Origin of the sequence: Anaeromicrobium sp. (assembly GCF_025210435.1) — a bacterium.
In the GTDB taxonomy this organism is placed as follows: domain Bacteria; phylum Bacillota; class Clostridia; order Peptostreptococcales; family Thermotaleaceae; genus Anaeromicrobium.
Genome location: NZ_JAOART010000023.1, coordinates 43,576 through 66,209, shown reverse-complemented (window position 1 = coordinate 66,209; position 22,634 = coordinate 43,576). Strand labels below are relative to the sequence as shown.

At 31.0% G+C, this 22,634-nt stretch carries 26 protein-coding genes; 6 read left to right on the top strand and 20 right to left on the bottom strand.

The genetic code is table 11. The features are described from left to right. Positions 1 to 2: 2 nt before the first annotated feature. The 7 genes from N4A57_RS02575 to N4A57_RS02545 form a co-directional block, all read right to left on the bottom strand. Positions 3 to 518 (bottom strand): host-nuclease inhibitor Gam family protein, encoded by a 516-nt coding sequence (locus N4A57_RS02575; RefSeq protein ID WP_293655918.1) that lies wholly within the window; start codon positions 516 to 518, stop codon positions 3 to 5. A gap of 3 nt (positions 519 to 521) precedes the next feature. Further along, positions 522 to 755, bottom strand: coding sequence for a hypothetical protein (locus N4A57_RS02570; protein WP_293655917.1), 234 nt, complete (start codon positions 753 to 755; stop codon positions 522 to 524). 73 nt (positions 756 to 828) lie between these two features. Further along, positions 829 to 957, bottom strand: coding sequence for a hypothetical protein (locus tag N4A57_RS02565; RefSeq protein ID WP_293655916.1), 129 nt, complete (start codon positions 955 to 957; stop codon positions 829 to 831). Positions 958 to 973: 16 nt separating this feature from the next. Continuing rightward, on the bottom strand, positions 974 to 1,705 hold the full coding sequence (locus N4A57_RS02560) for a Rha family transcriptional regulator (RefSeq protein ID WP_293655915.1): 732 nt from the start codon (positions 1,703 to 1,705) through the stop codon (positions 974 to 976). Continuing rightward, positions 1,702 to 1,884, bottom strand: a complete 183-nt coding sequence (locus N4A57_RS02555) for a hypothetical protein (RefSeq protein ID WP_293655913.1) — start codon at positions 1,882 to 1,884, stop codon at positions 1,702 to 1,704. The genes N4A57_RS02560 and N4A57_RS02555 overlap by 4 nt, the downstream gene beginning before the upstream one ends. Before the next feature lie 24 nt (positions 1,885 to 1,908). Then, the gene (locus N4A57_RS02550) at positions 1,909 to 2,133 is read right to left on the bottom strand and encodes a helix-turn-helix domain-containing protein (protein WP_293655911.1); all 225 of its coding nucleotides are present in this window, start codon (positions 2,131 to 2,133) and stop codon (positions 1,909 to 1,911) included. Between the two features lie 114 nt (positions 2,134 to 2,247). Then, positions 2,248 to 2,481: a helix-turn-helix transcriptional regulator gene (locus N4A57_RS02545; RefSeq protein WP_293655909.1), complete on the bottom strand. Its 234-nt coding sequence runs from the start codon at positions 2,479 to 2,481 to the stop codon at positions 2,248 to 2,250. Positions 2,482 to 2,660: 179 nt separating this feature from the next. Here N4A57_RS02545 and N4A57_RS02540 point away from each other — a divergent pair, with 179 nt between their 5' ends. Continuing rightward, positions 2,661 to 3,017, top strand: a complete 357-nt coding sequence (locus N4A57_RS02540; RefSeq protein ID WP_293655908.1) for a helix-turn-helix domain-containing protein — start codon at positions 2,661 to 2,663, stop codon at positions 3,015 to 3,017. Positions 3,018 to 3,028: 11 nt separating this feature from the next. Here the strand turns inward: N4A57_RS02540 and N4A57_RS02535 are convergent, their stop codons facing one another. After that, positions 3,029 to 3,151: a hypothetical protein gene (locus N4A57_RS02535; protein WP_293655906.1), complete on the bottom strand. Its 123-nt coding sequence runs from the start codon at positions 3,149 to 3,151 to the stop codon at positions 3,029 to 3,031. A gap of 937 nt (positions 3,152 to 4,088) precedes the next feature. Between N4A57_RS02535 and N4A57_RS02530 the strand changes: the two genes are divergently transcribed. The 4 genes from N4A57_RS02530 (at position 4,089) to N4A57_RS02515 (ending at position 8,347) form a co-directional block, all read left to right on the top strand. Next, positions 4,089 to 5,588, top strand: a complete 1,500-nt coding sequence (locus N4A57_RS02530) for a GIY-YIG nuclease family protein (protein WP_293655905.1) — start codon at positions 4,089 to 4,091, stop codon at positions 5,586 to 5,588. A gap of 122 nt (positions 5,589 to 5,710) precedes the next feature. After that, positions 5,711 to 7,327 (top strand): recombinase family protein, encoded by a 1,617-nt coding sequence (locus N4A57_RS02525; protein ID WP_293655904.1) that lies wholly within the window; start codon positions 5,711 to 5,713, stop codon positions 7,325 to 7,327. A gap of 41 nt (positions 7,328 to 7,368) precedes the next feature. Then, positions 7,369 to 7,554: a hypothetical protein gene (locus N4A57_RS02520; protein WP_330671428.1), complete on the top strand. Its 186-nt coding sequence runs from the start codon at positions 7,369 to 7,371 to the stop codon at positions 7,552 to 7,554. After that, a complete protein-coding gene (locus tag N4A57_RS02515) occupies positions 7,547 to 8,347 on the top strand; it encodes an ABC transporter permease (protein WP_293655903.1) in 801 nt (266 codons plus the stop codon). Before N4A57_RS02520 ends, N4A57_RS02515 begins: the two co-directional genes overlap by 8 nt. A 330-nt stretch (positions 8,348 to 8,677) precedes the next feature. Here N4A57_RS02515 and N4A57_RS02510 read toward each other — a convergent pair whose 3' ends face one another. Continuing rightward, a complete protein-coding gene (locus N4A57_RS02510; protein WP_293655902.1) occupies positions 8,678 to 8,899 on the bottom strand; it encodes a hypothetical protein in 222 nt (73 codons plus the stop codon). Then, entirely contained in the window at positions 8,899 to 9,162 is a 264-nt protein-coding gene (locus N4A57_RS02505; protein ID WP_293655900.1) for a hypothetical protein, read from the bottom strand. Before N4A57_RS02505 ends, N4A57_RS02510 begins: the two co-directional genes overlap by 1 nt. A gap of 89 nt (positions 9,163 to 9,251) precedes the next feature. On the opposite strand from N4A57_RS02505, the gene N4A57_RS02500 reads away from it, so the two are divergent. Then, on the top strand, positions 9,252 to 9,503 hold the full coding sequence (locus N4A57_RS02500; RefSeq protein WP_330671427.1) for a hypothetical protein: 252 nt from the start codon (positions 9,252 to 9,254) through the stop codon (positions 9,501 to 9,503). 74 nt (positions 9,504 to 9,577) lie between these two features. Here N4A57_RS02500 and N4A57_RS02495 read toward each other — a convergent pair whose 3' ends face one another. The 10 genes from N4A57_RS02495 to N4A57_RS02450 form a co-directional block, all read right to left on the bottom strand. Further along, the gene (locus tag N4A57_RS02495) at positions 9,578 to 11,203 is read right to left on the bottom strand and encodes a BCCT family transporter (RefSeq protein ID WP_293655898.1); all 1,626 of its coding nucleotides are present in this window, start codon (positions 11,201 to 11,203) and stop codon (positions 9,578 to 9,580) included. 691 nt (positions 11,204 to 11,894) lie between these two features. After that, entirely contained in the window at positions 11,895 to 12,671 is a 777-nt protein-coding gene (locus N4A57_RS02490; RefSeq protein ID WP_293655896.1) for a sporulation protein, read from the bottom strand. A 143-nt stretch (positions 12,672 to 12,814) separates the two neighbouring features. Continuing rightward, positions 12,815 to 13,669, bottom strand: coding sequence for a polyamine aminopropyltransferase (gene speE / locus N4A57_RS02485; protein WP_293655895.1), 855 nt, complete (start codon positions 13,667 to 13,669; stop codon positions 12,815 to 12,817). Between the two features lie 11 nt (positions 13,670 to 13,680). Continuing rightward, on the bottom strand, positions 13,681 to 15,132 hold the full coding sequence (locus N4A57_RS02480) for an aminotransferase class I/II-fold pyridoxal phosphate-dependent enzyme (protein ID WP_293655893.1): 1,452 nt from the start codon (positions 15,130 to 15,132) through the stop codon (positions 13,681 to 13,683). 27 nt (positions 15,133 to 15,159) lie between these two features. After that, complete coding sequence (speD, locus tag N4A57_RS02475; protein WP_293655891.1) at positions 15,160 to 15,975, bottom strand: adenosylmethionine decarboxylase; 816 nt, start codon at positions 15,973 to 15,975, stop codon at positions 15,160 to 15,162. A 242-nt stretch (positions 15,976 to 16,217) separates the two neighbouring features. Continuing rightward, positions 16,218 to 17,276: an ABC transporter permease subunit gene (locus N4A57_RS02470; protein WP_293655890.1), complete on the bottom strand. Its 1,059-nt coding sequence runs from the start codon at positions 17,274 to 17,276 to the stop codon at positions 16,218 to 16,220. Further along, a complete protein-coding gene (locus N4A57_RS02465; RefSeq protein WP_293655888.1) occupies positions 17,257 to 18,297 on the bottom strand; it encodes an ABC transporter permease subunit in 1,041 nt (346 codons plus the stop codon). The genes N4A57_RS02470 and N4A57_RS02465 overlap by 20 nt, the downstream gene beginning before the upstream one ends. After that, the gene (locus N4A57_RS02460) at positions 18,297 to 19,874 is read right to left on the bottom strand and encodes a sugar ABC transporter ATP-binding protein (RefSeq protein WP_293655887.1); all 1,578 of its coding nucleotides are present in this window, start codon (positions 19,872 to 19,874) and stop codon (positions 18,297 to 18,299) included. The genes N4A57_RS02465 and N4A57_RS02460 overlap by 1 nt, the downstream gene beginning before the upstream one ends. Before the next feature lie 300 nt (positions 19,875 to 20,174). Beyond that, positions 20,175 to 20,795 carry a hypothetical protein gene (locus tag N4A57_RS02455; protein ID WP_293655886.1) on the bottom strand — a complete coding sequence of 207 codons (621 nt, stop codon included), beginning with the start codon at positions 20,793 to 20,795 and terminating at the stop codon, positions 20,175 to 20,177. A gap of 243 nt (positions 20,796 to 21,038) precedes the next feature. Next, on the bottom strand, positions 21,039 to 22,634 hold the full coding sequence (locus N4A57_RS02450) for an NAD(P)/FAD-dependent oxidoreductase (RefSeq protein WP_293655884.1): 1,596 nt from the start codon (positions 22,632 to 22,634) through the stop codon (positions 21,039 to 21,041).

The following is a 22,634-nucleotide window of genomic DNA, read 5'->3' as shown; positions in this document are numbered from 1 at the left end:
TCTTAAACCTCCATCTCAAATTTATAATCTCTCTGAACTATTTCTAGGCCATCAAATACCTCTCCAGTATCTTTCACTATCTTCTTAACATCTGTCTTAGAGAATTTCTCCACTATCTTGATCTTGTCAGGGTAATTCTCTTTAAGCCATGCTATTGTCTTTTCCTCATGGAACTTAAACTCTGGCTGTTGTTTTTTAAGCCTAATTATTCCGTGTGGCAATTTCATACTTCTAACTTTTTCATCCTCTGCATTGACACTTCTCATGTACTCTTCAAGCAATCCTTTGAAGAAATTAATACTATCCTCAGCTTTCTTATTCTCATCTTCTCTCCATTTATTAATCCTCATTATCTCTTGGTCTGCTAATGTATTATTATCCTTAATTTCAGCTTGTAAGGCTTGTACCTTTCTTAAGCACCATTCAACTTGGCCCTTATCTTCAACTCTAAACCCTTCTCTCATTTCCTCTTGCACCTTCTCAAACTCATTTATCTCTAATACTTGTAATTTATTCATGCTTTATATTCCCCTTTCAACTTTTTTTAGGTCTTCCATGGCCACTTCTAAAAAATTATTAGCCACATTTAATTCAATTTCTTTATTAATTGGATCACTATTCGCAGTCGCTGATTTAATATATTTCTTAACTACCTCTAACTGATTTAATACATTTTTACTGTTAAGTTCTAACCGTGCTACTTTTTCTGATAATGTAAGTGTTTTATCTAAATCTTTAGCTAATAACTCATTCACGACTTGTCCCTCCCTTGCATCTAATGAAGGTTTTGTATATAATTTGATTACTAGTATTTTTTATAGGCCACTATTATGCAGTTGCAGCTGCTTTGTGGTCTTTTTCTAATTTCTTAGAAAACTTTACAAACTTACCATTTTTACAGATTGCAATTAATCCTGTTTGCTCATATAGTCTTTCTAATGTTTCCACACTAATCATTTATTCCACCACCTTTCTAGTTAACTCTATGCTTTATAGCCAATTCTTTAACTATGACAATATATATTTCTTTAAGTCTTGGATCATTTGCTATTACATCTAAATTATTAAGGTTGTCCACCTTACTTTTTGCCATTCCATTCATCATAGCTCTGCTCTGTAAGTTCTTAAGTCTTATACTTAACTTACATTTAGCTCTTTCCTCTAATGCTTTATATGCCTGTTCCTTAGGTGTTCTGTAATCTCCTAATTTCTTAGAAATTTTATTAAGCATTAAGTTAGTTTGCTTTCTCCACTCTGCTTTTGGATTAATCTCTATAACCTCTCTTATTTCCTTTACTTCATCCATAGCAGTAGCAGCTATCTCTTTAACTGTATTAACTTCCAACTTCAAATTCTTCATGGCCTGGGCTTGCATTATAATTAAATCTTCCATGCATTTCGGTTGTCTTTCTTCTTCTAGTTTTTCTATGTAGTGTATTAATTTATATCTAATTCCAGCATTGTATCTAGCACCTAGCTGTAGAACACCTTTTTTATTCAGCTTGTAACATGGCAACTTTCTTCCAGTAACATCTTTGTATTCACTGGGCTCAAAAATGAGCTCAGCTCTTAAGCCTTCACTTTCTATTTGTTCAATTTCATTCTTAATATCTCTTATAACATTCTTATGCTCTTTGCCCGTCATTTCAGCTATCTCTAAACTTGTCATAGTTGCTTCTTGCTCATTTAATTTTAAAAATTTCATCTTTTGTTCTTCCCCCTCTCATATTCTCTTTCAATGTATTCTTTAGCAGCTTTTCTCTGCTCATATGGGAGTTTATTTATTCTGGCTATTATTATGTCTGCTAATGCTTTAGTTTTTAGATTTTCCGCATATTTCATATCTGGAATATTCATAACAACTTTGATTTTTGGTTTAGCCAATTCTACTCCCTCCCTTTGTAAACTTTATGTTTTATTCTGCTTGTCATATTCACTACAATTACACTCTACTAGATCCCCTATTTCAACCTCCATTGCACATGCCAATTTACAAAGTAGCTTAACTGATATGTTTCTCTTGCTACCTCTTTCGAGTTCATCTAAAAATGATCTTGATACTCCGGATTCTATAGAAAGTTTTCTTTTGCTAAAATCTTTCTGTGTTCTAACTTTTTTTAGAAGTAATTTCAATGTTATTCATCTCCTGCTTTTTTATTGCCCCCTTTCTAGAGTTCGTTTCTCTCTGCTCCTCTGTTTTTCCAATATTTACTCATTTTTTACCTATATGCATGTGGTAAACTATATTTAAGCAGTTGTCTTTATCAACTTACCGTTGACTGTATCCATAAAAAAAATTTCATCTACAGTTGCTCCAAAGAAATCTGCTATGGTTTTTGCTTCATCTAATGTAAATGGAGTTTTGCCATTTTCTTTAAAGGAATATGTATTGGTTCCTATACCTAACATTTGTGCCAAATCACTTTGATTTATACCTACTAACTTTCTATAGGCTTTCAAACTTTTGTATTCTTTAGCCATACTTTCATCACCACCTCGGTCAACTTTATGTTTACTTGATATATTTACAGTTTAGTCAACTTTTTGTTTACTGTCAATAGTATTTTTACTTTTTTTCTAAAAAAATATTCATTTAGTTGACAATCATTTTAAAAAATCAACTAATTGTTTATAATTGACTTAAGGAAGGAGTTTTAATTATGTTGACAATTGGTAATAGAATAAAGGAATTAAGGTTAAAAAAAGAATATACTCAGCCCCAATTAGCTAAGTATATGAACGTTTCTAAGCAAACAGTATCTAATTGGGAAAAAGAAAATAGAATTCCAGATGCTAATACATTAAAAAAATTATCTTGTTTCTTTGATGTATCTGTTGATTATCTTTTAGGGATAGTGGATGATCCTAATCATATAAGAGTTTCAGGAGATAAACTTCCTGAAGAACTTAGAGATATCGGTATTGAGTATCTAACTCTTGCTAAAGAAATGCAGGATAAAGAAATCCCCCCAGAAGATGTCAAGAAAATTTTAGATATTTTAAAAAAACACACATAAAAAAATAACAACTAGATCTTATTAGACCTGTTGTTATTTTTTTTATTTATAATAATTTTATTATTTATTTTTAAATCTACTAAATATTCTATATCTATATTTTTTTCAATTTCTTTAATCTCTATTTTCTTCATAAGTTGCCCCCTTTGTTCGAACCCCGTCGAACATACGTTCTTTTTTATATTATACTACTTCCATTTATTTCTTTCAACGTTAAATTTAACTATATTAATATTATATCCACTTTATACAAATTCTTTTAAATTTCACTTATCTTTTTTTAGCACGTGCTTGTTTTTTATTATATATTTCCGTTGTGTCCATTGCAAATACTCAGTTTATGTTATTGTAAAAATAACGATACAAAATACAAATAACACAAAAATATGATTCTATAGGCCTACTATATATATTATTGTAGCAGAAAAAATGGACGCTATAGCGTTATCGTTCGTCTTTTTCTTGCATATTTTGACAATCGATTTATAGCAATAAAAAAACTACTGTTTTTAAGCATTAAGAACAGACCTAGTAAACTAGGGAATCATTTTATTGATTACTCTCTCCTCAAAATGCTTAACAAAACAGTAGTTATGTTCTATTAAGAATTTCTAAATTCATACATCTTCAGATTTGATTATACATTCATATAATCAATCTATATTACCAGTATTTTTATACTGTAATATCCTCCTCAAAGGCATTTAAACAATGCTTTTTTGCACCAGAATATCATCCTCCGTAATTACACTCTCATACATCTACTTTAATTTACAACACTTATTATGTTGTAAATTTCTCCTTTAAAATACATACAATCAATATTCTTATTTAATTATAGTTTTCTACTTTAAAAATGACTAGCCTGAATATATATCCATAAAAATATTATATCATATGATATTTTTGTAAATCAATACCATTTAATATATTGTACAACTTATAACTATAACCTTATTAACGATCTTTCATTTTAAGTTTTTATAATCCATTTTAGATTAAACTTACAATTTTCTACATTTAATGACTTTTCATGGTGCTATAATCTACTTAGAAAAGGGGGAATTACCAATGGATAAAAACTTAATAAGACCATGGTATTTAAATACTTGGTTTATATTTTTATTAGGTATTTTTAGCTTTCTTATTATACCTGCACCTATCTGTATAGCGCTAATTGTCAAACAGCATAAACATGATAAAAGCTTTTGTAGCAATTTAAGAAGAAATATAGAGAAAGAACTTGATGAAAAAGCTAAGCAAATAATTAATACTGCTAATATAGAATCAGAAAAAATAATCAATAATGCTAATGCAGAAGCTAAGCAAATAACTGAATCATTACAAAAAACAATTCAGGACAAAACAAATGCAGATGAAAAATTAAATACCTTAGTTATCGAGATTGAAAAATTAGAAAAGAAAGAAGCATCGTTAAGTAAAAAAGTAACCAATTTACAAATAGCTCAAAAGTCAATTACTAGTTCTGTAAAATACTACAGGCAATATGGCGAGTGTGAAGAATTTAATACAAATATATTGGACTTAGTTTACCCTACAATTATATTACCTACACACAGCATGGATATAAAAGCTCTAAGAAGTAGATCTAAAACTATACAAAAGCAAATTGAAAAGTTATTGATTGAATATGATAAAAGGTACACCACAAAAGCCAATAAATCTATCTACTCATTGATGACTATAGCTCTACAATCAGAGCTACAAAATATTCTTTACAACTTAAAATATGATAAAATTGATAACGCAAAAGATGCTATAGAAAAAATGACCAATAAATATCTTACAATCGCAGGAGATGGTAACAAAAGCATATATGGTACTCTAGTTAAGTTTATCGGTGAAATTCAAAGTCATTTTATGGACTTAGTTGATACAGAATATGAATATTATACAAAAAGAGAAAGAGAAAAAGAGGAACAAAGAGCCTTAAAAGAACAAATGCGTCAAGAAGCTGAAGAAAGAAAACAGCTTGAGAAGGAACGTAAGAAAATTGAAGCTGAAGAGTCAAAGTATTCAACTGAAATCTCCACAGTTAATGAATTGATTCAAAATGAAAAGGACGATAATAAATTAAAGCAATTAGAAGAACGTCTAAAGCTTCTAGAATCACAATTAGCACAAGTTGAATCTAAGAAAGAAGAAATCGTATCTTTACAAAATGGAAAAGCTGGTTATGTTTATATTATTAGTAACATCGGTTCTTTTGGAGACGAAGTTTTTAAAGTAGGTATGACTCGTAGACTAGAACCTATGGATAGAATTAAAGAGCTTGGTGGTGCTAGTGTTCCTTTTTCTTTTGATATCCATAGTTTTATTTTTTCAGAAGATGCACCAGCATTAGAAAATAAGCTTCACAAAATTTTAGACAGTAATCGTGTAAATAAAGTTAATCTTAGAAAAGAGTTCTTCAGAGTTTCAATTGACGATTTAGAAAATATAACTAATGAAATAGATCCTACTGCTGAATTTAAAAGAAGTATTTTAGCCCAAGAGTATAGGCAGTCTCAAATAATGACTGAAAAAATTTCTAGTACAAAAGTTAGTTAACTATCTCTTTTGTATATACTATAAACATGTTTTAGAATAAAAACCACTGGATTAAAGTGGTTTTTATTTTCTTCTTAAAAAGTTATATAATGGTATTATTACAAACTAGAAAAGGTGATGCAATGAGAATAGCTATATATTCTAGAAAATCCAAATTCACTGGTAAAGGTGAATCCATTCAAAATCAAATTGAACTGTGTAAAGAATATGCAAATAAACACTTTGAAGTGGAAGAAATATACATATATGAAGACGAAGGATTTTCTGGTGGCAATACAGATAGACCGGAATTTAAAAGATTAGTAAAAGATCTTACTAAAAAAAAGTTTGATACTTTAATTTGCTATAGATTAGACCGTATTAGTAGAAATATCTCTGACTTTTCCTCTACCATGGAACTACTTGAAGAACATGATATTAATTTTGTATCTATCAGGGAACAATTTGATACCTCTACACCTATGGGTCGTGCCATGATGTACATTACTAGTGTTTTCGCTCAATTAGAACGAGAAACTATAGCTGAACGTATTAAAGATAATATGCACCAACTAGCACGCTCTGGTAGATGGTTAGGTGGTAAAACTCCTACAGGTTATGAAAGTGAATCTATAATATATCATGATGAAAATTTAGTACAAAGAAAAGCTTATAAACTGACTTCCATTCAATCAGAATTGGAAATTGTGAATATGATTTATGATAAATATTTAGAGGTTCAAAGTCTTACTCAATTAGAGAGCTGGACCTTAGAAGAAGGAATCAAATCCAAGAATAATAAAAACTTTGATAAAAGTGCATTAAAATTAATTCTCACTAATCCAGTTTATTGTAAGGCTGACAATCTAGCATATGAATATTTTAATAATCTCAATGCGGAAATGGCAGCACCCTTAAGTGACTTTGATGGAACCAGTGGGCTTATGGTTTTTAATAAGAATAATGTTAAAAGAAAAAAGAAAGTATCTAGAAAAGATGAATCTGAATGGATAATTGCTGTAGGTAAGCACAAAGGTATAATAAATTCTAAGGATTGGATTACAGTTCAAAATATGTTAAAGGCTAATAGTAAAAAAGCTCCTCGGACTGGTACAAGTAAACATGGTCTTATAACTAGATTCCTAAGATGTAAATCCTGTGGTTCTAAAATGAGAATCTCCTATAGGAAAGTCGATGGAGAAGTTAAAAATTATTACTACAAATGTCTCCTGAAAGAAAGATCCAGAAAGTCACAATGTGATATCATTAACTTAAATGGGTCCTTAGCAGATCAGATTGTGATCAATGAGTTAAAGAAAATTTATTCCAATAGAAATAATTTAATATCTGAACTATATAATAGAAAGAATAATATAAAAGAATTATCTAAAACACAAGGTTCTGCTAAAGATAATTTAGAGAAAGAAGTTAACAAATATAAAGAATCTATTAATAATTTAACTCTACAGTTAGCTGAAAGTGACAGCTCTATTGCTTCTAAATATATAATAGAGCAAATTGAAAATTTCCATAAAAAAATCACTGAAATAAATACTAAACTTCAGGAGCTTGATGAAGAAAAAGAATCTACGTTCATAGAGCAAATGAATGTAGACTTACTTGAAGAGTCAATCCATAAACTTATAGAGAATTTTCATAACATAGATTTTAATGAGAAGAAATCTTTATTAAATCAAATAATTGAATATATTCACTGGGATGGAGAGCACTTAGAAGTTACTCTCTTAGGCCAACGTTAAAGACAAAGTCACTATTTTCCAATAGTGGCTTTTTTGTGTATATGGCAGAAGCTATATCCATGGCAGACAGAGTAATTGTACTAACTAATAGACCTGCCAGTGTAAAAAGTATACATGAGATAAAATTCACCCTAGATACTAAGCGTACTCCTCTAAGTTCTAGGGAAGCTCCCGAATTCAAAGATTATTTTCAAGGCATATGGAAGGAGCTGGATATACATGTATAGTAAAGAGCATATGGAATTTCTAAAGAAAGTCAAAAATAGAAAAATACTAATCAGAGTCACTCAAATTTTAATACTAATATGTATTCTAACCCTATGGGAAATTGCAGCTAAATTTAAGTTAATAGATACATTCTTAACTAGCTATCCCTCTGAGATATTTACACTATTTGTTAAAATGATCAAATCTGGAGCCTTATTTAATCATGTACTAATAAGTACTACAGAGGTAGTAATAGGATTTACCTTGGGTACTATACTAGGAACATTGGTAGCCATAATCCTTTGGTGGTCTGATTTTTTATCAAAGGTATTAGATCCCTATTTAGTAGTATTAAATGCTCTGCCTAAAACAGCCCTAGCTCCTATTATTATCATATGGGTTGGTGCTGGTATATCTGGTATCATAGTTACTGCCATGATAGTTTCTATTATAGTTACTATACTTGGAGTATATGGAGGATTTAAAGAGGTTTCTAATGATAAGATAAGGATGCTTCAAACCTTTGGTGCTAATAAGTTTCAAGTACTTCAAAAGGTAGTTATTCCATCTAGTGTACCTGCTATTATTAATGCCTTAAAAATAAATGTGGGCCTTTCTTGGGTTGGTGTTATAGTAGGCGAGTTTATAGTATCTCAGGCTGGAATTGGATATTTGATCGTATATGGAAGTCAAGTATTTAAGCTAGATTTAGTCATGATGAGTGTATTTATATTAGCTATACTTGCAGCCTTAATGTATCAATTTGTTGCTTATATAGAGAAGAAATTAATTAAGAATAATAGATGGTTATAAAAAAACTTCCTATCTATAGGGTTGATCCTATAATAGGAAGTTTCTGTCTCTTTAAAACTTAATTTTTAAAATATATAAAATTTGCAAAATGCCTATTATTAAAACCTTTGAACAAATAAATATTCCAAAACAAGTTATTTACATACTAACTTTGAGACAAACTAATTATTGTCTCTTCACTACCAAATTCTTAAAATCTATAACAATATGCTTCTCACACATAAAATCCACACCTAAAATAGCATCAAATCCATAATTTTCTCTAGTTATACCTAGTTGTATAGTAAAATCCCTTAATGAAAATTCTCCAATCTCTATATTTGAAACAATTTATTCATAACACAGTTCACTTTCTCCACCCACTCCATACATACGTCTTGCTTTTCCTTTAATAGGATCGATAAATAAATCTATATCTGCTACTGCATCTGTATCAAGTATGGTGTTTGAAGATCCTGTATCTATCAAAACATTTCTAAGGTTTTTTTCTTTACCTTTATATTTTATTGTTATTTCTACTATAGGTAACCCATCCTCCATACGGATTTCCATTAAATGTTCCTCCTTCTTACTCCCATAAATCTTTGTTCTATTACTTCAATTTCTTCATTAGAAGTATGAAATATATATAGTTCTCTTGATGGATCACTTAAATGTAGGTTTTTATATTCTTTCCATGCATCTTGAGAATTAGTATGGTCGGATATTACTGCCATATCTTTAACAATTCTTTTGTTATCTACAGAATTAGCTTTTAATGCCTCTACTAATACCCATTTGTCAACATATTGACTTCTCACGTCATTCCATTTCATAAGTTTACCTCCACTCTGGAAGATTTATTTATTGCTTTTATTATACCATAATTTCTTTATCTCAATACTGTGACTTCCTATCTTTTCCTATGCAAGCACAAAATCAGAAATTATATCTCCGCCCCAAATATTTAGACGTTCTTTCTTGGGTTAGTGTTATAGTAGGTGAGTTTATAGTATCTCAGGTTGGTATTGGATATTTGATCGTATATGGAAGCCAAGTATTTAAGTTAGATTTAGTTATGATGAGTGTATTTATACTGGCCATCCTTGCAGCCTTAATGTATCAATTTGTTGCTTATATAGAGAAGAAATTAATTAAGAATAATAGATGGTTATAAAAAATTCCTAGTATATACTAGGAATTTACTATTTCATAATTATTTATGTATCAGTGTAACTCTCCCTTGCTCTCTTACCTTTTTAACTCTATTTTACATCTATTAATTCTGTTTTTTTTCAATTTGTTCAATTCATATTTTTCATATTGCTTTATGTCGTCTTTTAATGATATGAATAGTGAATAGCACATAATTAATACTAAAATACCAAATGGTAACCCAGTAATAATAACAACCCCTTGTAATGTACTTAATGCTTTCGTTCCCCCTAGTACTAAGACAGAACCTGCAATAAGACCTTCCATTACTGCCCAGAAAATCCTTTGTACTTTAGGAGAATCTAATTTGCCTCCACTAGTTAAATTATCTACCACCAAAGAACCTGAGTCACTACTTGTAATAAAGAAAAGTATAGTAGCAACCATTCCTACAAATGATATGATTCCTTGAAAAACCTTTGAACTTATCAAGTTTGCGATCATTGCAAATAAAGCCGTAGCCACATTTGAATTAACTGCGTTTACCATTACACCATCATTTATATCGTTAACAAAAACACTTGTAGCACCTAAAATTGTCATGGCAAAGAAGATAGCAAGAGAAGAACAGAAAATAGTTCCTATTCCTATTTCTTTAATTGTCCTACCTTTAGATATTCTTGCAATAAAAATACCTACAAATGGTGTCCATGCAATCCACCAAGCCCAATAAAATATAGTCCATGCACCTTGCCATGCTATGTCAGCCTCAGTAACTCCTAGGAAAATTGAAATCTTAACAAAGTCTAATATATAAGCTCCTACACTATTAAAATATGTTGAAAATATAAAATACGTAGGTCCTAATATTAAAATCCCAAATAAAAATACACCCGTTATATAAAAATTAGCTTCACTAAGGAATCGAATTCCCTTTGAAATTCCGCTAACCACAGATAAAGTTGCTATAAATGTGATACAAATAATTAATATAATTTGAACTTGGTAACTCATAGGTATTCCAAAGATATAATTTAATCCCGAATTAATTTGCTGAGCACCTAACCCTAGAGAAGTTGCCAATCCAAACAAAACAGATAATACTGCTAATGTGTCAATAATATCTCCCCATATTCCAAATATTTTTTCTTTTAGAATTGGATAAAACAAACTTCTTAACGAAAGGGGTAGACCCTTGTTATATGTGAAATAACCTAAGGCAATAGCAACTATTCCATATACAGCCCATGCATTAAATCCCCAATGTAAATACATAATCTTAAAACCATCTATAACTGGATTATCTCCTGCAAGCCCCATTGGTATTGACTGCATATGATAAATAGGTTCTGCTACCCCAAAAAAGAATATTCCAATCCCAATCCCTGCACTAAATAGCATAGAGTACCATGAAAAGTTAGAAAACTCAGCTTTGGCTTTAGGCCCACCCAATTTAATCTTACCGAATTTAGAAAAGGATAAATATAGAGTAAATATTAGTGCAAAATTAATTGTAAATGCAAAGAACCAATTATACTTGGTATTTATATAGGATTTAATCCCATTAAACACCTCTGCCGATTCATTTGGCTTAGCTATAGTAAATATAATGAATCCTAACACTAAAATTGTAGATACCATTGATACAAACAAATTCATGTCAAATCCGTATTTTGTGAAATTCCTGTCGTGTAACTTTTTAGTTAAATCAATATTATTCATTTTTCCTCCTTATTATTAGATATTTTCTTAAGGCATATGAAAGAAATAAACTAGTCAGATCTCTGAGGAATTTGGATTATTTTCAAGGCATGGTAAGCGAGCATATTAAACATATGTAAGAGACACCATAACGAAGAAAATAATTCAAATAACCAGTGAAATGACTAATTTATTTTTTGAATATGCCTTAAATTAAAAAAGCACTCTAACTCATATCTTTACGATAAGAGTTAGAGTGCTTAAGTTTCGCATAAAATGCTCACATTATACCATTAATATAGTATAGTTCATTACCTATAAAATAGATCCTAAACAAGCCCCAGTTCTTTAGTCTGTTGATTTTCGAAATTACTTTCGCATAAATACGTGAATTCGTACAAAATCTGCATAGTCTTAGAAGACTCTAGCATATCTCACCTTGTTCACAAGCTATTAGTAATTTTTACTTCTCCTATTTATGTGCTTACCTAATAATAACATATTTATATATATTTTACAAATTTTCAAATTTCATGTAAATTCGAACTTTGTTTTAACACAAAATAATCCAAGGACATATAGACGGTATGTTTTGCCTAAACGAATACCATTACTGAACCTACTTCTTTATAGGGCACTTTATTCCAGCTAAGAAGATTACAAAAACTACAAATTATTTTAATCTATAAAATAAGAAATCTATATACATCTATTATCTCAAGTAAGATTGAATAAATCTTCCAAGATTTTCTGCTATATACTCTGGTCCCTTTTGTAGTTCTTGTACATGGATCTGAAGATTTGTCTTTGTTTCGTCCATGTCAAAGACTTCTGCAAACAGCCCCTTTAAGCCCCTTGCTTTTCTATCGATTTCAAGCCAAAGTCTAATTCCATCATTGTAGATTCCAAATACTACTTCTAATTCATCTAAATGGCCTTTGAACATACCTGATACTGGTACAAATTCAAATTCTTGAACAAATTCCTTTTCACTGTTAGAATTGATATATTCGTTTTCCACCTGTCTTACTCGAAAACCAAGAATTTGAATGGCATTTAAAACTACCTCCATATATGGATGGGGCAATACATTTATATAGTCCTCATCCGTTGGGTCAAAGGCCCTTTTTATATCTAATCCTGTATAAATCCAAACTTTCGTCTTACCTGCTGTTATAGGCACATCAGGGGATAAGATAAATTGAAATGGTATATTAGCCTGTTGATTTGGCTGAATTACTTCTCCAATTGGAATAGTAATCTTTTGAACCGTATCTGTCAATGTATATTCATCATCTCCTGATTCTTTTTTATATTCTGTTTGAACCTTAAGATAAATATTATCTATTTTCTGTTCTACTTTTCCACCTTTAATAGAGATTCTTCCTGTCACAGGAGATCCTACCTGTACCCTATCATTATCTAAAATAGTATCAACCTTAGAACTTCCTATTCCCATACTTGCCATTGCATTTTTAAAAAAACCCATTTGTCATACCCCCTTCAATATACTGGAAATTTCCACATATTCATTCTACATGCTTTTAATACAACCGTCAATTCTAGGCCCATTTTCATAAAACAAATCCTAGCATAGGACATTAGTCGCTAAATACTAGGATTCTTATAACTTTATTCATCTACACTTTCTAACAGTTCCCTAACATAAGTAGGTAGAGCAAAAGAACCTACATGCAAATCCGTATTATAATACTTGGTTTTTAACCCTAAATCATTCCACGCCTTCACCTTTATATCTTTAACAGGGTCAAATTTTTTAGAAGCAAATCCAAATAACCAGTGACCAGATGGATAGGTTGGCATGTGGAATTGATAAACTTTGCTTATTGGAAATAACTTCTTTATTTTCCTATGGGCCCTTTTCATTTCATGTGCATCCCTATCATAGTATGGACTTTCATGTTGATTAACTAATATGCCCTCTTCTGATAGAGCTTTTAAACAATTATTATAAAATTCCTCAGTAAATAATCCTTCCCCTGGTCCTATAGGATCTGTTGAGTCAACTAGTATTAGATCATATACGTTATCCGTATTTTTAACAAACTCTAATCCATCTTGAAAATATAGATTTACCCTACTATCTTGTAATTTACATGCAGTTATGGGTAAATACTTTTCACAGGCCCTTACAACTTTTTCATCTATTTCAACCATATCTATTTGTTCAATAGTATTGTATCTAGTAAGTTCCCTTACTGTACCACCATCTCCTCCACCTATTACTAATACTCTCTTAATATTTGGATTAGTAGCCATAGGTACATGGACAATCATATCATGATATATAAATTCATCCTTTTCATTAACCATCATTAGTCCATCTAAAGTAAAAAATGTTCCAAATTCCTTTGATTTAAAGAAATCTATTTTCTGAAATTCACTTTTCTCTGAATGAATTTGTTCTTCTACTTTTATTGAAAATTTAGCATTCTTAGTATGTTCTTCTGTGTACCATAATTCCATTTTATTTCCTCCTATACGCCTAGTACTTTAATCCAATTCATTTCTGGATCTTCAGTTCCTGTTAATATACTACCCTTTTCCTTTAAATACATTATATATTCTATCATTTCACCATCTATTCTTTCCCCTGGTGATACTATAGGTATGCCTGGTGGATATGCCATTATGGATTCCCCACTAATCTCTCCCACACTATCTTCTAGTCTAACTCTTTTTTTATTTGAATAAAAGGCATCCCTAGGAGAAACTATGACAGAAGGAGTTCTGAAATTTAATTTCATGGGGGCTTTTCTTTCTTTTTTGTATTTGCGTTTAATATCTTTTAACCCTTTTATGAGTTCATCTATATTTTCCTTAGTATCTCCCACACTTATTATGGCTAATATATTATTTGAGTCACCAAATTCTACCTGTATATTATATTCATCCCTTAAAATATCATATACTTCTATACCTGTTAATCCTATATTTGTAGTGTTTATGGAAAGTTTAGTTTCATCAAAGTCATAAACTGAATAGTCGTCTATTAATTCCCTGCTAAAGGCATAATAGCCTTCTATCTTATTTATCTCATTTCTTCCATATATACTTAGTTCTCTCACCCTATGAAAAATATCTTTTCCTTCAGTGGCTAACATTTTCCTAGTTATATCTAATGAGGTCATGAGTAAATAGGAAGCTGAAGTAGATTGGGTTAAGTTCAATGTGGTTTTAATAGTTCCCTTATCCACTAGACCATTATTACTCAATAAAACTGAACTCTGAGTTAAAGACCCGCCCGTCTTATGTAGGCTAACAGAGGATATATCTGCACCTACCTTCATGGCCCCATTTGGGAAATCATCGCTAAAGTAAAAGTGAGTTCCATGGGCTTCATCCACTATAGTAACTAATCCATGTTTTTTTCCAAGACTTATTATTTTTTCTAAATCAGAAACAATACCATAGTAGGTTGGGTTTATGACAAATAATGCCTTGGCATCTGGATTTTCCTCTATTGCCCTTTTATAACTTTCTACAGATATTCCTAAAGATATTCCTATACCTTCATGAATTTCTGGTTGCACATAGATTGGATGGGCCCCACTTAATATTAAACCATTAATTGCTGATTTGTGAACATTCCTTGGAATAATAATTTTATCCCCTTGATGACAAACACTCATGATCATGGCCTGAACTCCAGCAGAAGTTCCATTCACTAAAAAAAATGAGTTATCACAAAAAAAGGCTTCTGCCATTAATTCTTCTGATTCCCTTATAACGCCTATGGGATTTCCAATGTTGTCTAGAGGTTTCATGGAATTAACATCTGCTTTTAAAGTCTTTTCACCTAAAAACTCCACTAACTCCTTATTACCCCTTCCCTGTTTATGACCAGGTACATCAAAGGGAATTACATTTTTTTTACTGTATTCTAATAGGGCTGTATATAAGGGCGTTTCATATTGATTTCTTTTCATTAATCATCCTACCTTTAGCCATAATATTTATTTTTCAAGGTTAATACCATAAAATATCTCTGTCATTTCCCTATTGAGCTTTTCAATTATTTCATCCTTTTTATCAATTGACAACTCTGATTCAGCTTTTTCGAATAGGTAATTATCCAGATCAATATCCTTAAGTTTCATTTTTGTATGGAATATATTAGATTGATAAATGTTCATATCTATTAAACTATATCTCTTTATAGTTTCATCTTTAATATAGTCTTGTATGGAATTTATTGAATGGTCTATAAAATGTTTTTCACCATTTACATCCCTTGTAAATCCCCTTACCCTATAATCTATAGTTATAATATCCGAATCAAAACTGGCTATAAGATAGCTAAGTGCCTTAAGAGGTGATATGGTACCACAGGTTGACACATCAATATCTACCCTAAAGGTACTTATATTATTCTCAGGATGGCTTTCAGGATAAGTATGGACTGTCACATGACTTTTATCTAAATGACCCACAATATTTTCCCTTTTAGGTGTTATTATTCCCTTATTACAAGATGGGTCTAATACATAAAGGGGTACTTCCTCTTCAGATATTAAAAGTGTCACACTAGCTCCTTGGGGATCATAATCCTGTTTTGCCACATTTAAAACACATGCTCCTATAATATTAGTAACATCTGTTAATATTTTAGTTAACCTCTCTGAGTTATACTGTTCATCTATGTACTCAATATATCTTTTTCTATCTTCTTCCGTTTCTGTATAACAAATATCATAAATGTTAAAACTAAGAGACTTAGTTAAATTATTAAATCCATATAGTTTCAGTTTGTTGTTTGTGAGTTTTGGCAATTGGGTCCCTCTTTTCTTTTTTATTAAACTTATTAACATTAGTAATTTAATTGTACCTATTTTCTGCCACATGTCAATTATATTTAGTATGTGTTGCATAAATTAAATGATACAATTTCAATTTAAACTCTTACTAAATCATATTATTTCTCATCTAGACCTTCTAAATTTCCCTATAATATTCATATCTTATGAGATTATAGTATAATTTTCTCACTTCTTTATTGAATATATTATACTATTTAATCCTTTATTAAGTTATTTTCCCTTCTTATATTCATTACAAGGGCAAAGGCTATGGTTCCATAGGCTATGAAACTTCTAAAATATTCTCCAAGGGATGAGTTGTTAAAGAAATTTTGACCTGCTTGAGGTGATACTATAAATAATGTGTGAAATAATATGAGACCTAAAAATCCATGCCTTATCTTTGCATCCTTTATGCTAGCCCCTCCTGCTAATAAGGCTGCACTAGAGAAAATATCTGTATTTAAATGTCCCGTATAGACATTTAGCATACCTATATTTTGTACATAAAATAGCTGTCCTAAAGAAGCTATTATGGTAGATAATATGATAACTTTAATTCTAACCTTATCCACATCTATTCCCAATGTTTTAGCCTTCTGGGAGCTTAGTCCAAGGGCTTTTACCTTTTGGCCAAATTTCGTATTTAAAATATATAATACAAATCCTCCAAATAAAAATACTACTAATATCATAAAAAGTGATATGGTTACTCCATTTATTTTAAATGCCCATATATTTTCAAGGATATTTCTATAAGCTTGTAAATCTACCATATTTCTAACACCTATACCACGGGTTAATATTATCTCCTCATTTCTTGCTGGTATAACTGTTCCAAATCCTACTAAAAATATTAGTTGGTATATACTATTGGCAAGAAATCCAATTATAATACTAGTTATCATCTCTTTTCCCTTTGCCCTATTAAGAGCCATGCCTATTAAATAACCTAGTACAACTGATAGTATTAAATTTAGGATTATTGTTAAGATGATAGTATATGAACCCGTCATATTAAAATTTAATAGTGTAATTATTACTCCCTGGGTTATCATGGCACCTACTGTAACGGCAAAATTAATTCCCATTCCAGCACGTATGGGAATTATTAGTGCCAAAACCATGATTCCATTTCTTATAAATCTTGTCATCACCTGATTTATGACAAATTTACCACTAAGTCCTGATAATTGTATGCCTATAATTGACAGGATTATAAGTAGTAAAGGGACTATATATTCGTATTTAAATTTATACCCTACCCTTTTCATATGTATATGGCCCCTTTCTTTTAAGTAATGCATAAAGGATTATGGAATTTGCAATAATCATCCTAAATATCTCTGATATTTCAGGAAGTAAGAGTTCATTTGCTATGGGTACTGATAAAAGATAAATACTCTGGAATAAGTAGGTTCCCACAATAGCATAGGATATGAAAGTTCTCCTTCCCATACTTCCACCTATTAAAATGGCAGAAACTGCAGGAAAGGCCATCATAAGGGGTCCATTATAAAGTTCTAAGAATCCATAACTTTGTGCATATACTACAATTCCTATACTAGCTATTACTGTAGACATTATAACTGCCTCTATTCTACTTTTATTTATATCTAACCCTGAAAGATGGGCAAAATCCTCATTTTCACCAATTGCTATAATTCCTCTACCCTTTGTACTTTTAAAGAACAAATATATACAAAGACATAAAAAAACATAAAAAAGTAAAAGTCCAAGGGGAATTTGGATTCTTCCAATGTTTATTACCCATAGATTGTCTAATACACCCTCAAAAAATGGACCTAGGCCAATCCTTGGTCTAAGACCCTTCCCACCTATGGGATATAACATCTTTCTATTTGTAAAGGGGGCCAATGTCCAAAAATAATTCATAAGGGGTATAAAAGAAAATCCTATAAAGGTTCCTGCAATATCTTCCTTTCCCTTCACATTGTTTAGAATTATTCCATATAAAAAACCTAGTATTATTCCTATGATTGAACCAAATAATAGGGCCACTAAAAATCCCATTATGCCTGTTAATTTTAGATTTAATGATATACACATGCCCACTAACCCTGCTGTTATTCCTATTGGAAGCCCAAAGTTCATTCCAACGCCTCCATTTAACATGGGGATTAGGGATAAAACCAATACTCCATTCATGGCAAATTTTATAAGGGATTCATTAAATAGGAGGGTCATATCCATCCCAATAAAATAGGAAGTTATTATCATAATAAAAAGAAATAATCCTATTATAACTTGTGGTCCTCGTATCTTATTTTTCATTAGGCCTCACCCAACCTCTCTCCTGATAATGCTAGTCCAAATTCTGTTTCTGATGCCCCTGGACTGAGTACAGAGCTAATTTTGCCTTCACAAAGTACAACTATCCTGTCACAAACCCTCTTTAAATCATCTAGTTCACTAGATGCTATTATAATAGTGTTTTTATCTTTTGTGTTTATGTTTATTAAACTCTCTAGTATTTTTTCTTTTGCTGCTATATCTATTCCCCTAGTAGGTTCTGATATTAATAATAAATCTGGCTTAGTGGATATGGCCCTGGCTAAACATACCTTTTGCTGATTTCCTCCACTAAGTTCCTTTGTATTTTGATCCTTTGACATACATTTAATCTCAAATTCATTTATATATTTATCCGTATGGACACTAATCTTTTTTTTATCTAAAAAGCTAGTTTTAAAACCTAAAATTTCTTTTGAAAAGCTCTTATTAACTTGATTTGCAGTAAATGTTATATTCTCCATAATAGAATGATCAAGTAATAGTCCATGGGTTTTTCTCTCATCAGATAAAACTACTAATCCATTTTCTATATTTTTCTTTGTATTTTTAGGATTTAAGTTTTTATTTTTAAACCTTACATTTCCTTCTGTATTAAACATTCCCATAAGACCATATGCCAGTGCTAGTTTTCCCTGGCCTGAAAGACTCGTTACTCCTAAAATTTCTCCTTCATAAACATCTAGTGAAATTTCTTTAATTTCTTCCCCTGGCATATGGACTGAAAATCTTTCCAACTCTAAAATTTTATCATTCCCTAATTTTTTTTCACTACCCTTTACCTGTACTACTTCATGGCCTATCATGTGAAAGGAAATGTCCTTAACACTAATCTCTTCTTTTTCGTATGTGCATATGACCTTTCCATCACGAAGTACCATTACCCTATCACAAATTTCTTTCAATTCATGAAGTCTATGGGATACAAATACTATGGATACTCCCTTATTTGACAATTCCCTTATAACTGATAAAAATAGTTTCCCATCCGTGTCATTTAAAACTGCCGTTGGCTCATCTAAAAAAAGTAATTTAAGATTTGTTCTATCAATTTCTCTAGCAATTTCTATAAATTGCTTTAAACTTGTAGATAAATCCTTTACCTTCAAGTCCACATCCACATCTATCCCTAGACTTTTAAGGGCCTCCTTTGAATCTTCTTTATCCCTTTTCCTATGGATTAATGAAAATTCTTCTGATAATATTTTATTAGTTTCTTTATATGTATTTTCCCTTGATAATTTAATATTCTCATGAATGGTCATACCTGGTATAAGGGTAAATTCTTGATGTATCATCCCCATGCCAAGTTCCATGGCACTAAAGGAGCTTTGTAACTTTACTAACCTATCCTCAAAATAAACTTCTCCCACATATCCCCCTGAATCTAAAATAACTTCACTTCCAAATAAAATATTCATAAGGGTACTCTTTCCAGAGCCATTAGCCCCTGCCAATCCTAAAATTTCTCCCCTCTTAATATGGAGGTTTATATTATCCAATACTTTATTTTTCCCAAAATACTTGGTCAAATTTTTTACTTCTATTAATTTTTTCATACTTTTCCCCTTAACTATAGATCTCTTGATTTTAAATTTGTTTTATACAGTAACTTGCCTACAAAGGAAACGATTGAAAATTTTTGGAACCCTGGAACGTCACAACATCCTATGCTACTCCAACATGACACATGAACCTATCTACGAAGATTCACACTTTCGCTTGTGACAAGGACTTGGGTGGAAAAGATTTTCAATAGTTTCCTGAAATAGGCTCACATAAAGGAAGTTTCCAAATGATAAATCTACAAATTTATTCATAATCAAAAAAAGTTTCCACATAAGCAGAAACTTTTTATTCTATCTTCGCAATATATCCATAATGTCCCTTACTTTTCTAAGAGCATCATTAACTTGGTCTCCCGTATCCGATTGTACAAGCGCCAATATATCTGTCATATCTTGAACATTACTTAATATATCCTTTTCTTCTCTAGACTTTAACTTCTTAATTTTTTCATTGGCAGCTATGGCCTTATCTATTTTTTTCCTTCCCTTTCCCTTCACATAAGGTCTTACAACTTCTAATATTTCCACCTTGTCATTGGGTACATTTTCTTTTCCTAAGATTGTTACCTCATCTTGTTTTCTTTCCATATATTTATTTACTGAATCAATCATTCCTACAATATTTTGTCCCCTATCTACTATTGTCCTCATATTTTCCACTAAGTAAGCTTGAGCTTTTTTATCTTTTTTAGAGTTTCTTTTATCTTTCGTGCCTATAATGCCATCTTTATTTAATAGGACATATACTACTAATGGAAGAATCACATCCATAGTAGCTAATTCTCCGATTACATTAGCTACCACATTATTCTGTTTTTTACTAACCGCTTCCTCTTCTAATTCCAGTTCATCCAACTCTAGTTCATCTAATTCATTTTCATCCACATCTATAATATTATTGTTTTCGTCCACCCTTACACCTCCCACACCTGAAGAAACATTACTATATTATATGCCCCTTAGGTGTTTTTTGTGTAATATTAAATAAAAATAAAAGATAGTAGACTTTTATTATCTACTATTTTTATAGATTTGGTGGTTTTAAATTCGTTTTATACAGTAATTTGCCTATAAAGGAAAAAATTTTCAATATATTTTCCTGAAATAGGCTCACATAAAGCAAGTTTATTATTACGAAATATATCTCTTACATTATTAAACTGTTCCTTTATATTTACTTATAATAGATTCAGCTGCCTTAATTCCATCTACTGCTGCTGAAACTATACCACCTGCATATCCACTACCTTCTCCTATGGGATATAGGCCTTTAACATTTACACTTTCTAATTCTTTCGGATCTCTTAGTATTCTAACGGGTGCTGAACTTCTCGTTTCAATAGCTGTCATAACTGCATCCTTAAGTCCAAAACCTTTAAGTTTCTTATCCATTTCCATTAAAGCATTCTTTAATGAATTTACCACAAAATCAGGTAAACACTCATTTAAATTTGTCCATGTTACCCCTGGTCTATAAGATGGAGTTACCTTTCCTGGACCCTCAGATGGTCTATCTAACAAAAAGTCTTCCACTAATTGGGCCGGTGCGTGATAATTACCTCCACCTACTTTAAAGGCTTTAGCTTCCCACTTCCTTTGGAATTCTACTCCCCCTAGAGGATGATCACTTCCAAAGTCTGATTCCATCACTTGAACTAATAAAGCACTGTTGGCATTTTCTTTGTCTCTTTTATATTCACTCATGCCATTTGTAACCACCATATTTTCCTCTGATGCTGCAGCTACCACTACACCACCTGGGCACATACAAAATGTGTATACTCCCCTATCATCTTTTGTCTTATGGGTTAACCTATAGTCAGCTGCCCCTAGTCTTGGATGGTCTTTAAATTTTTTGTATTGGGATTCATTTATTAGTTCTTGAGGATGTTCTATTCTAACTCCTACGGAAAAGGCCTTTTGCTCAATCTTAACCCCATTATCATAAAGAACCTTATAAGTATCCCTAGCACTATGACCTACTCCTAATATGACAATATCCGATCCTATCTTTTCCTTATTATTGACTTGTACTCCTACTACCTTTTTATCTTCTATTAATATATCTGTTACTTTAGCATTAAATCTTACTTGTCCTCCATGTTCTATTATGGAGTTTCTCATATTCTTAACCACATCTTTTAGTATATCTGTTCCTATATGAGGTTTATGTAAATACATTATTTCTTCTGGTGCTCCAGCTTTCACAAATTCCTCTAAAACCTTTCTACATCTCTTATCCTTTATTCTCGTAGTAAGTTTTCCATCAGAGAAAGTCCCTGCTCCACCTTCTCCAAACTGCACATTAGATTCAATATTTAATTTATTATTATTCCATAGGTTATCTATAGTTTTTGTCCTTTCATCCACATCTTCTCCACGTTCTAATATGATTGGATTATATCCCCTATGAGCTAATAGTAGACCACAAAACATTCCAGCAGGACCACTTCCTATTATTATAGGTGAATTTTTTAATTCATCTTCACCTTCCTGGACTTGAATATATTCTAAATTTGGTGATTTATTGATTCCCTTTATTTTCTTTAATATTTTATCTTCATTTTCAACTTCCACATCTATTGTATATACAAAGTATAAATTATCCCTTTTCCTAGCATCTATAGATTGTCTGTATATATGATATTCTTTTATATGATCCATATTAACTCTCAATTTTTTAGATATCTTTTTCTTTAATAATTTAATGTCTTCATCTATAGTAAGTCTTATTTCATTTATTCTAATCAT

Coding starts and splice junctions, on each gene's coding strand:
- speE (WP_293655895.1), bottom strand. CDS start 13,669: ATGGAATTATGGTACACAGAAGAACATACTAAGAATGCTAAATTTTCA.
- N4A57_RS02490 (WP_293655896.1), bottom strand. CDS start 12,671: ATGGGTTTTTTTAAAAATGCAATGGCAAGTATGGGAATAGGAAGTTCT.
- N4A57_RS02505 (WP_293655900.1), bottom strand. CDS start 9,162: ATGAAATGGAATGACGTGAGAAGTCAATATGTTGACAAATGGGTATTA.
- N4A57_RS02565 (WP_293655916.1), bottom strand. CDS start 957: ATGATTAGTGTGGAAACATTAGAAAGACTATATGAGCAAACAGGATTA.
- N4A57_RS02560 (WP_293655915.1), bottom strand. CDS start 1,705: ATGAAATTTTTAAAATTAAATGAGCAAGAAGCAACTATGACAAGTTTA.
- N4A57_RS02510 (WP_293655902.1), bottom strand. CDS start 8,899: ATGGAAATCCGTATGGAGGATGGGTTACCTATAGTAGAAATAACAATA.
- N4A57_RS02540 (WP_293655908.1), top strand. CDS start 2,661: ATGTTGACAATTGGTAATAGAATAAAGGAATTAAGGTTAAAAAAAGAA.
- N4A57_RS02480 (WP_293655893.1), bottom strand. CDS start 15,132: ATGAAAAGAAATCAATATGAAACGCCCTTATATACAGCCCTATTAGAA.
- N4A57_RS02575 (WP_293655918.1), bottom strand. CDS start 518: ATGAATAAATTACAAGTATTAGAGATAAATGAGTTTGAGAAGGTGCAA.
- N4A57_RS02530 (WP_293655905.1), top strand. CDS start 4,089: ATGGATAAAAACTTAATAAGACCATGGTATTTAAATACTTGGTTTATA.
- N4A57_RS02545 (WP_293655909.1), bottom strand. CDS start 2,481: ATGGCTAAAGAATACAAAAGTTTGAAAGCCTATAGAAAGTTAGTAGGT.
- N4A57_RS02500 (WP_330671427.1), top strand. CDS start 9,252: ATGCAAGCACAAAATCAGAAATTATATCTCCGCCCCAAATATTTAGAC.
- N4A57_RS02470 (WP_293655890.1), bottom strand. CDS start 17,276: ATGAAAAGGGTAGGGTATAAATTTAAATACGAATATATAGTCCCTTTA.
- N4A57_RS02515 (WP_293655903.1), top strand. CDS start 7,547: ATGTATAGTAAAGAGCATATGGAATTTCTAAAGAAAGTCAAAAATAGA.
- N4A57_RS02520 (WP_330671428.1), top strand. CDS start 7,369: ATGGCAGAAGCTATATCCATGGCAGACAGAGTAATTGTACTAACTAAT.
- N4A57_RS02495 (WP_293655898.1), bottom strand. CDS start 11,203: ATGAATAATATTGATTTAACTAAAAAGTTACACGACAGGAATTTCACA.
- N4A57_RS02465 (WP_293655888.1), bottom strand. CDS start 18,297: ATGAAAAATAAGATACGAGGACCACAAGTTATAATAGGATTATTTCTT.
- N4A57_RS02525 (WP_293655904.1), top strand. CDS start 5,711: ATGAGAATAGCTATATATTCTAGAAAATCCAAATTCACTGGTAAAGGT.
- N4A57_RS02460 (WP_293655887.1), bottom strand. CDS start 19,874: ATGAAAAAATTAATAGAAGTAAAAAATTTGACCAAGTATTTTGGGAAA.
- N4A57_RS02450 (WP_293655884.1), bottom strand. CDS start 22,634: ATGATTAGAATAAATGAAATAAGACTTACTATAGATGAAGACATTAAA.
- N4A57_RS02535 (WP_293655906.1), bottom strand. CDS start 3,151: ATGAAGAAAATAGAGATTAAAGAAATTGAAAAAAATATAGATATAGAA.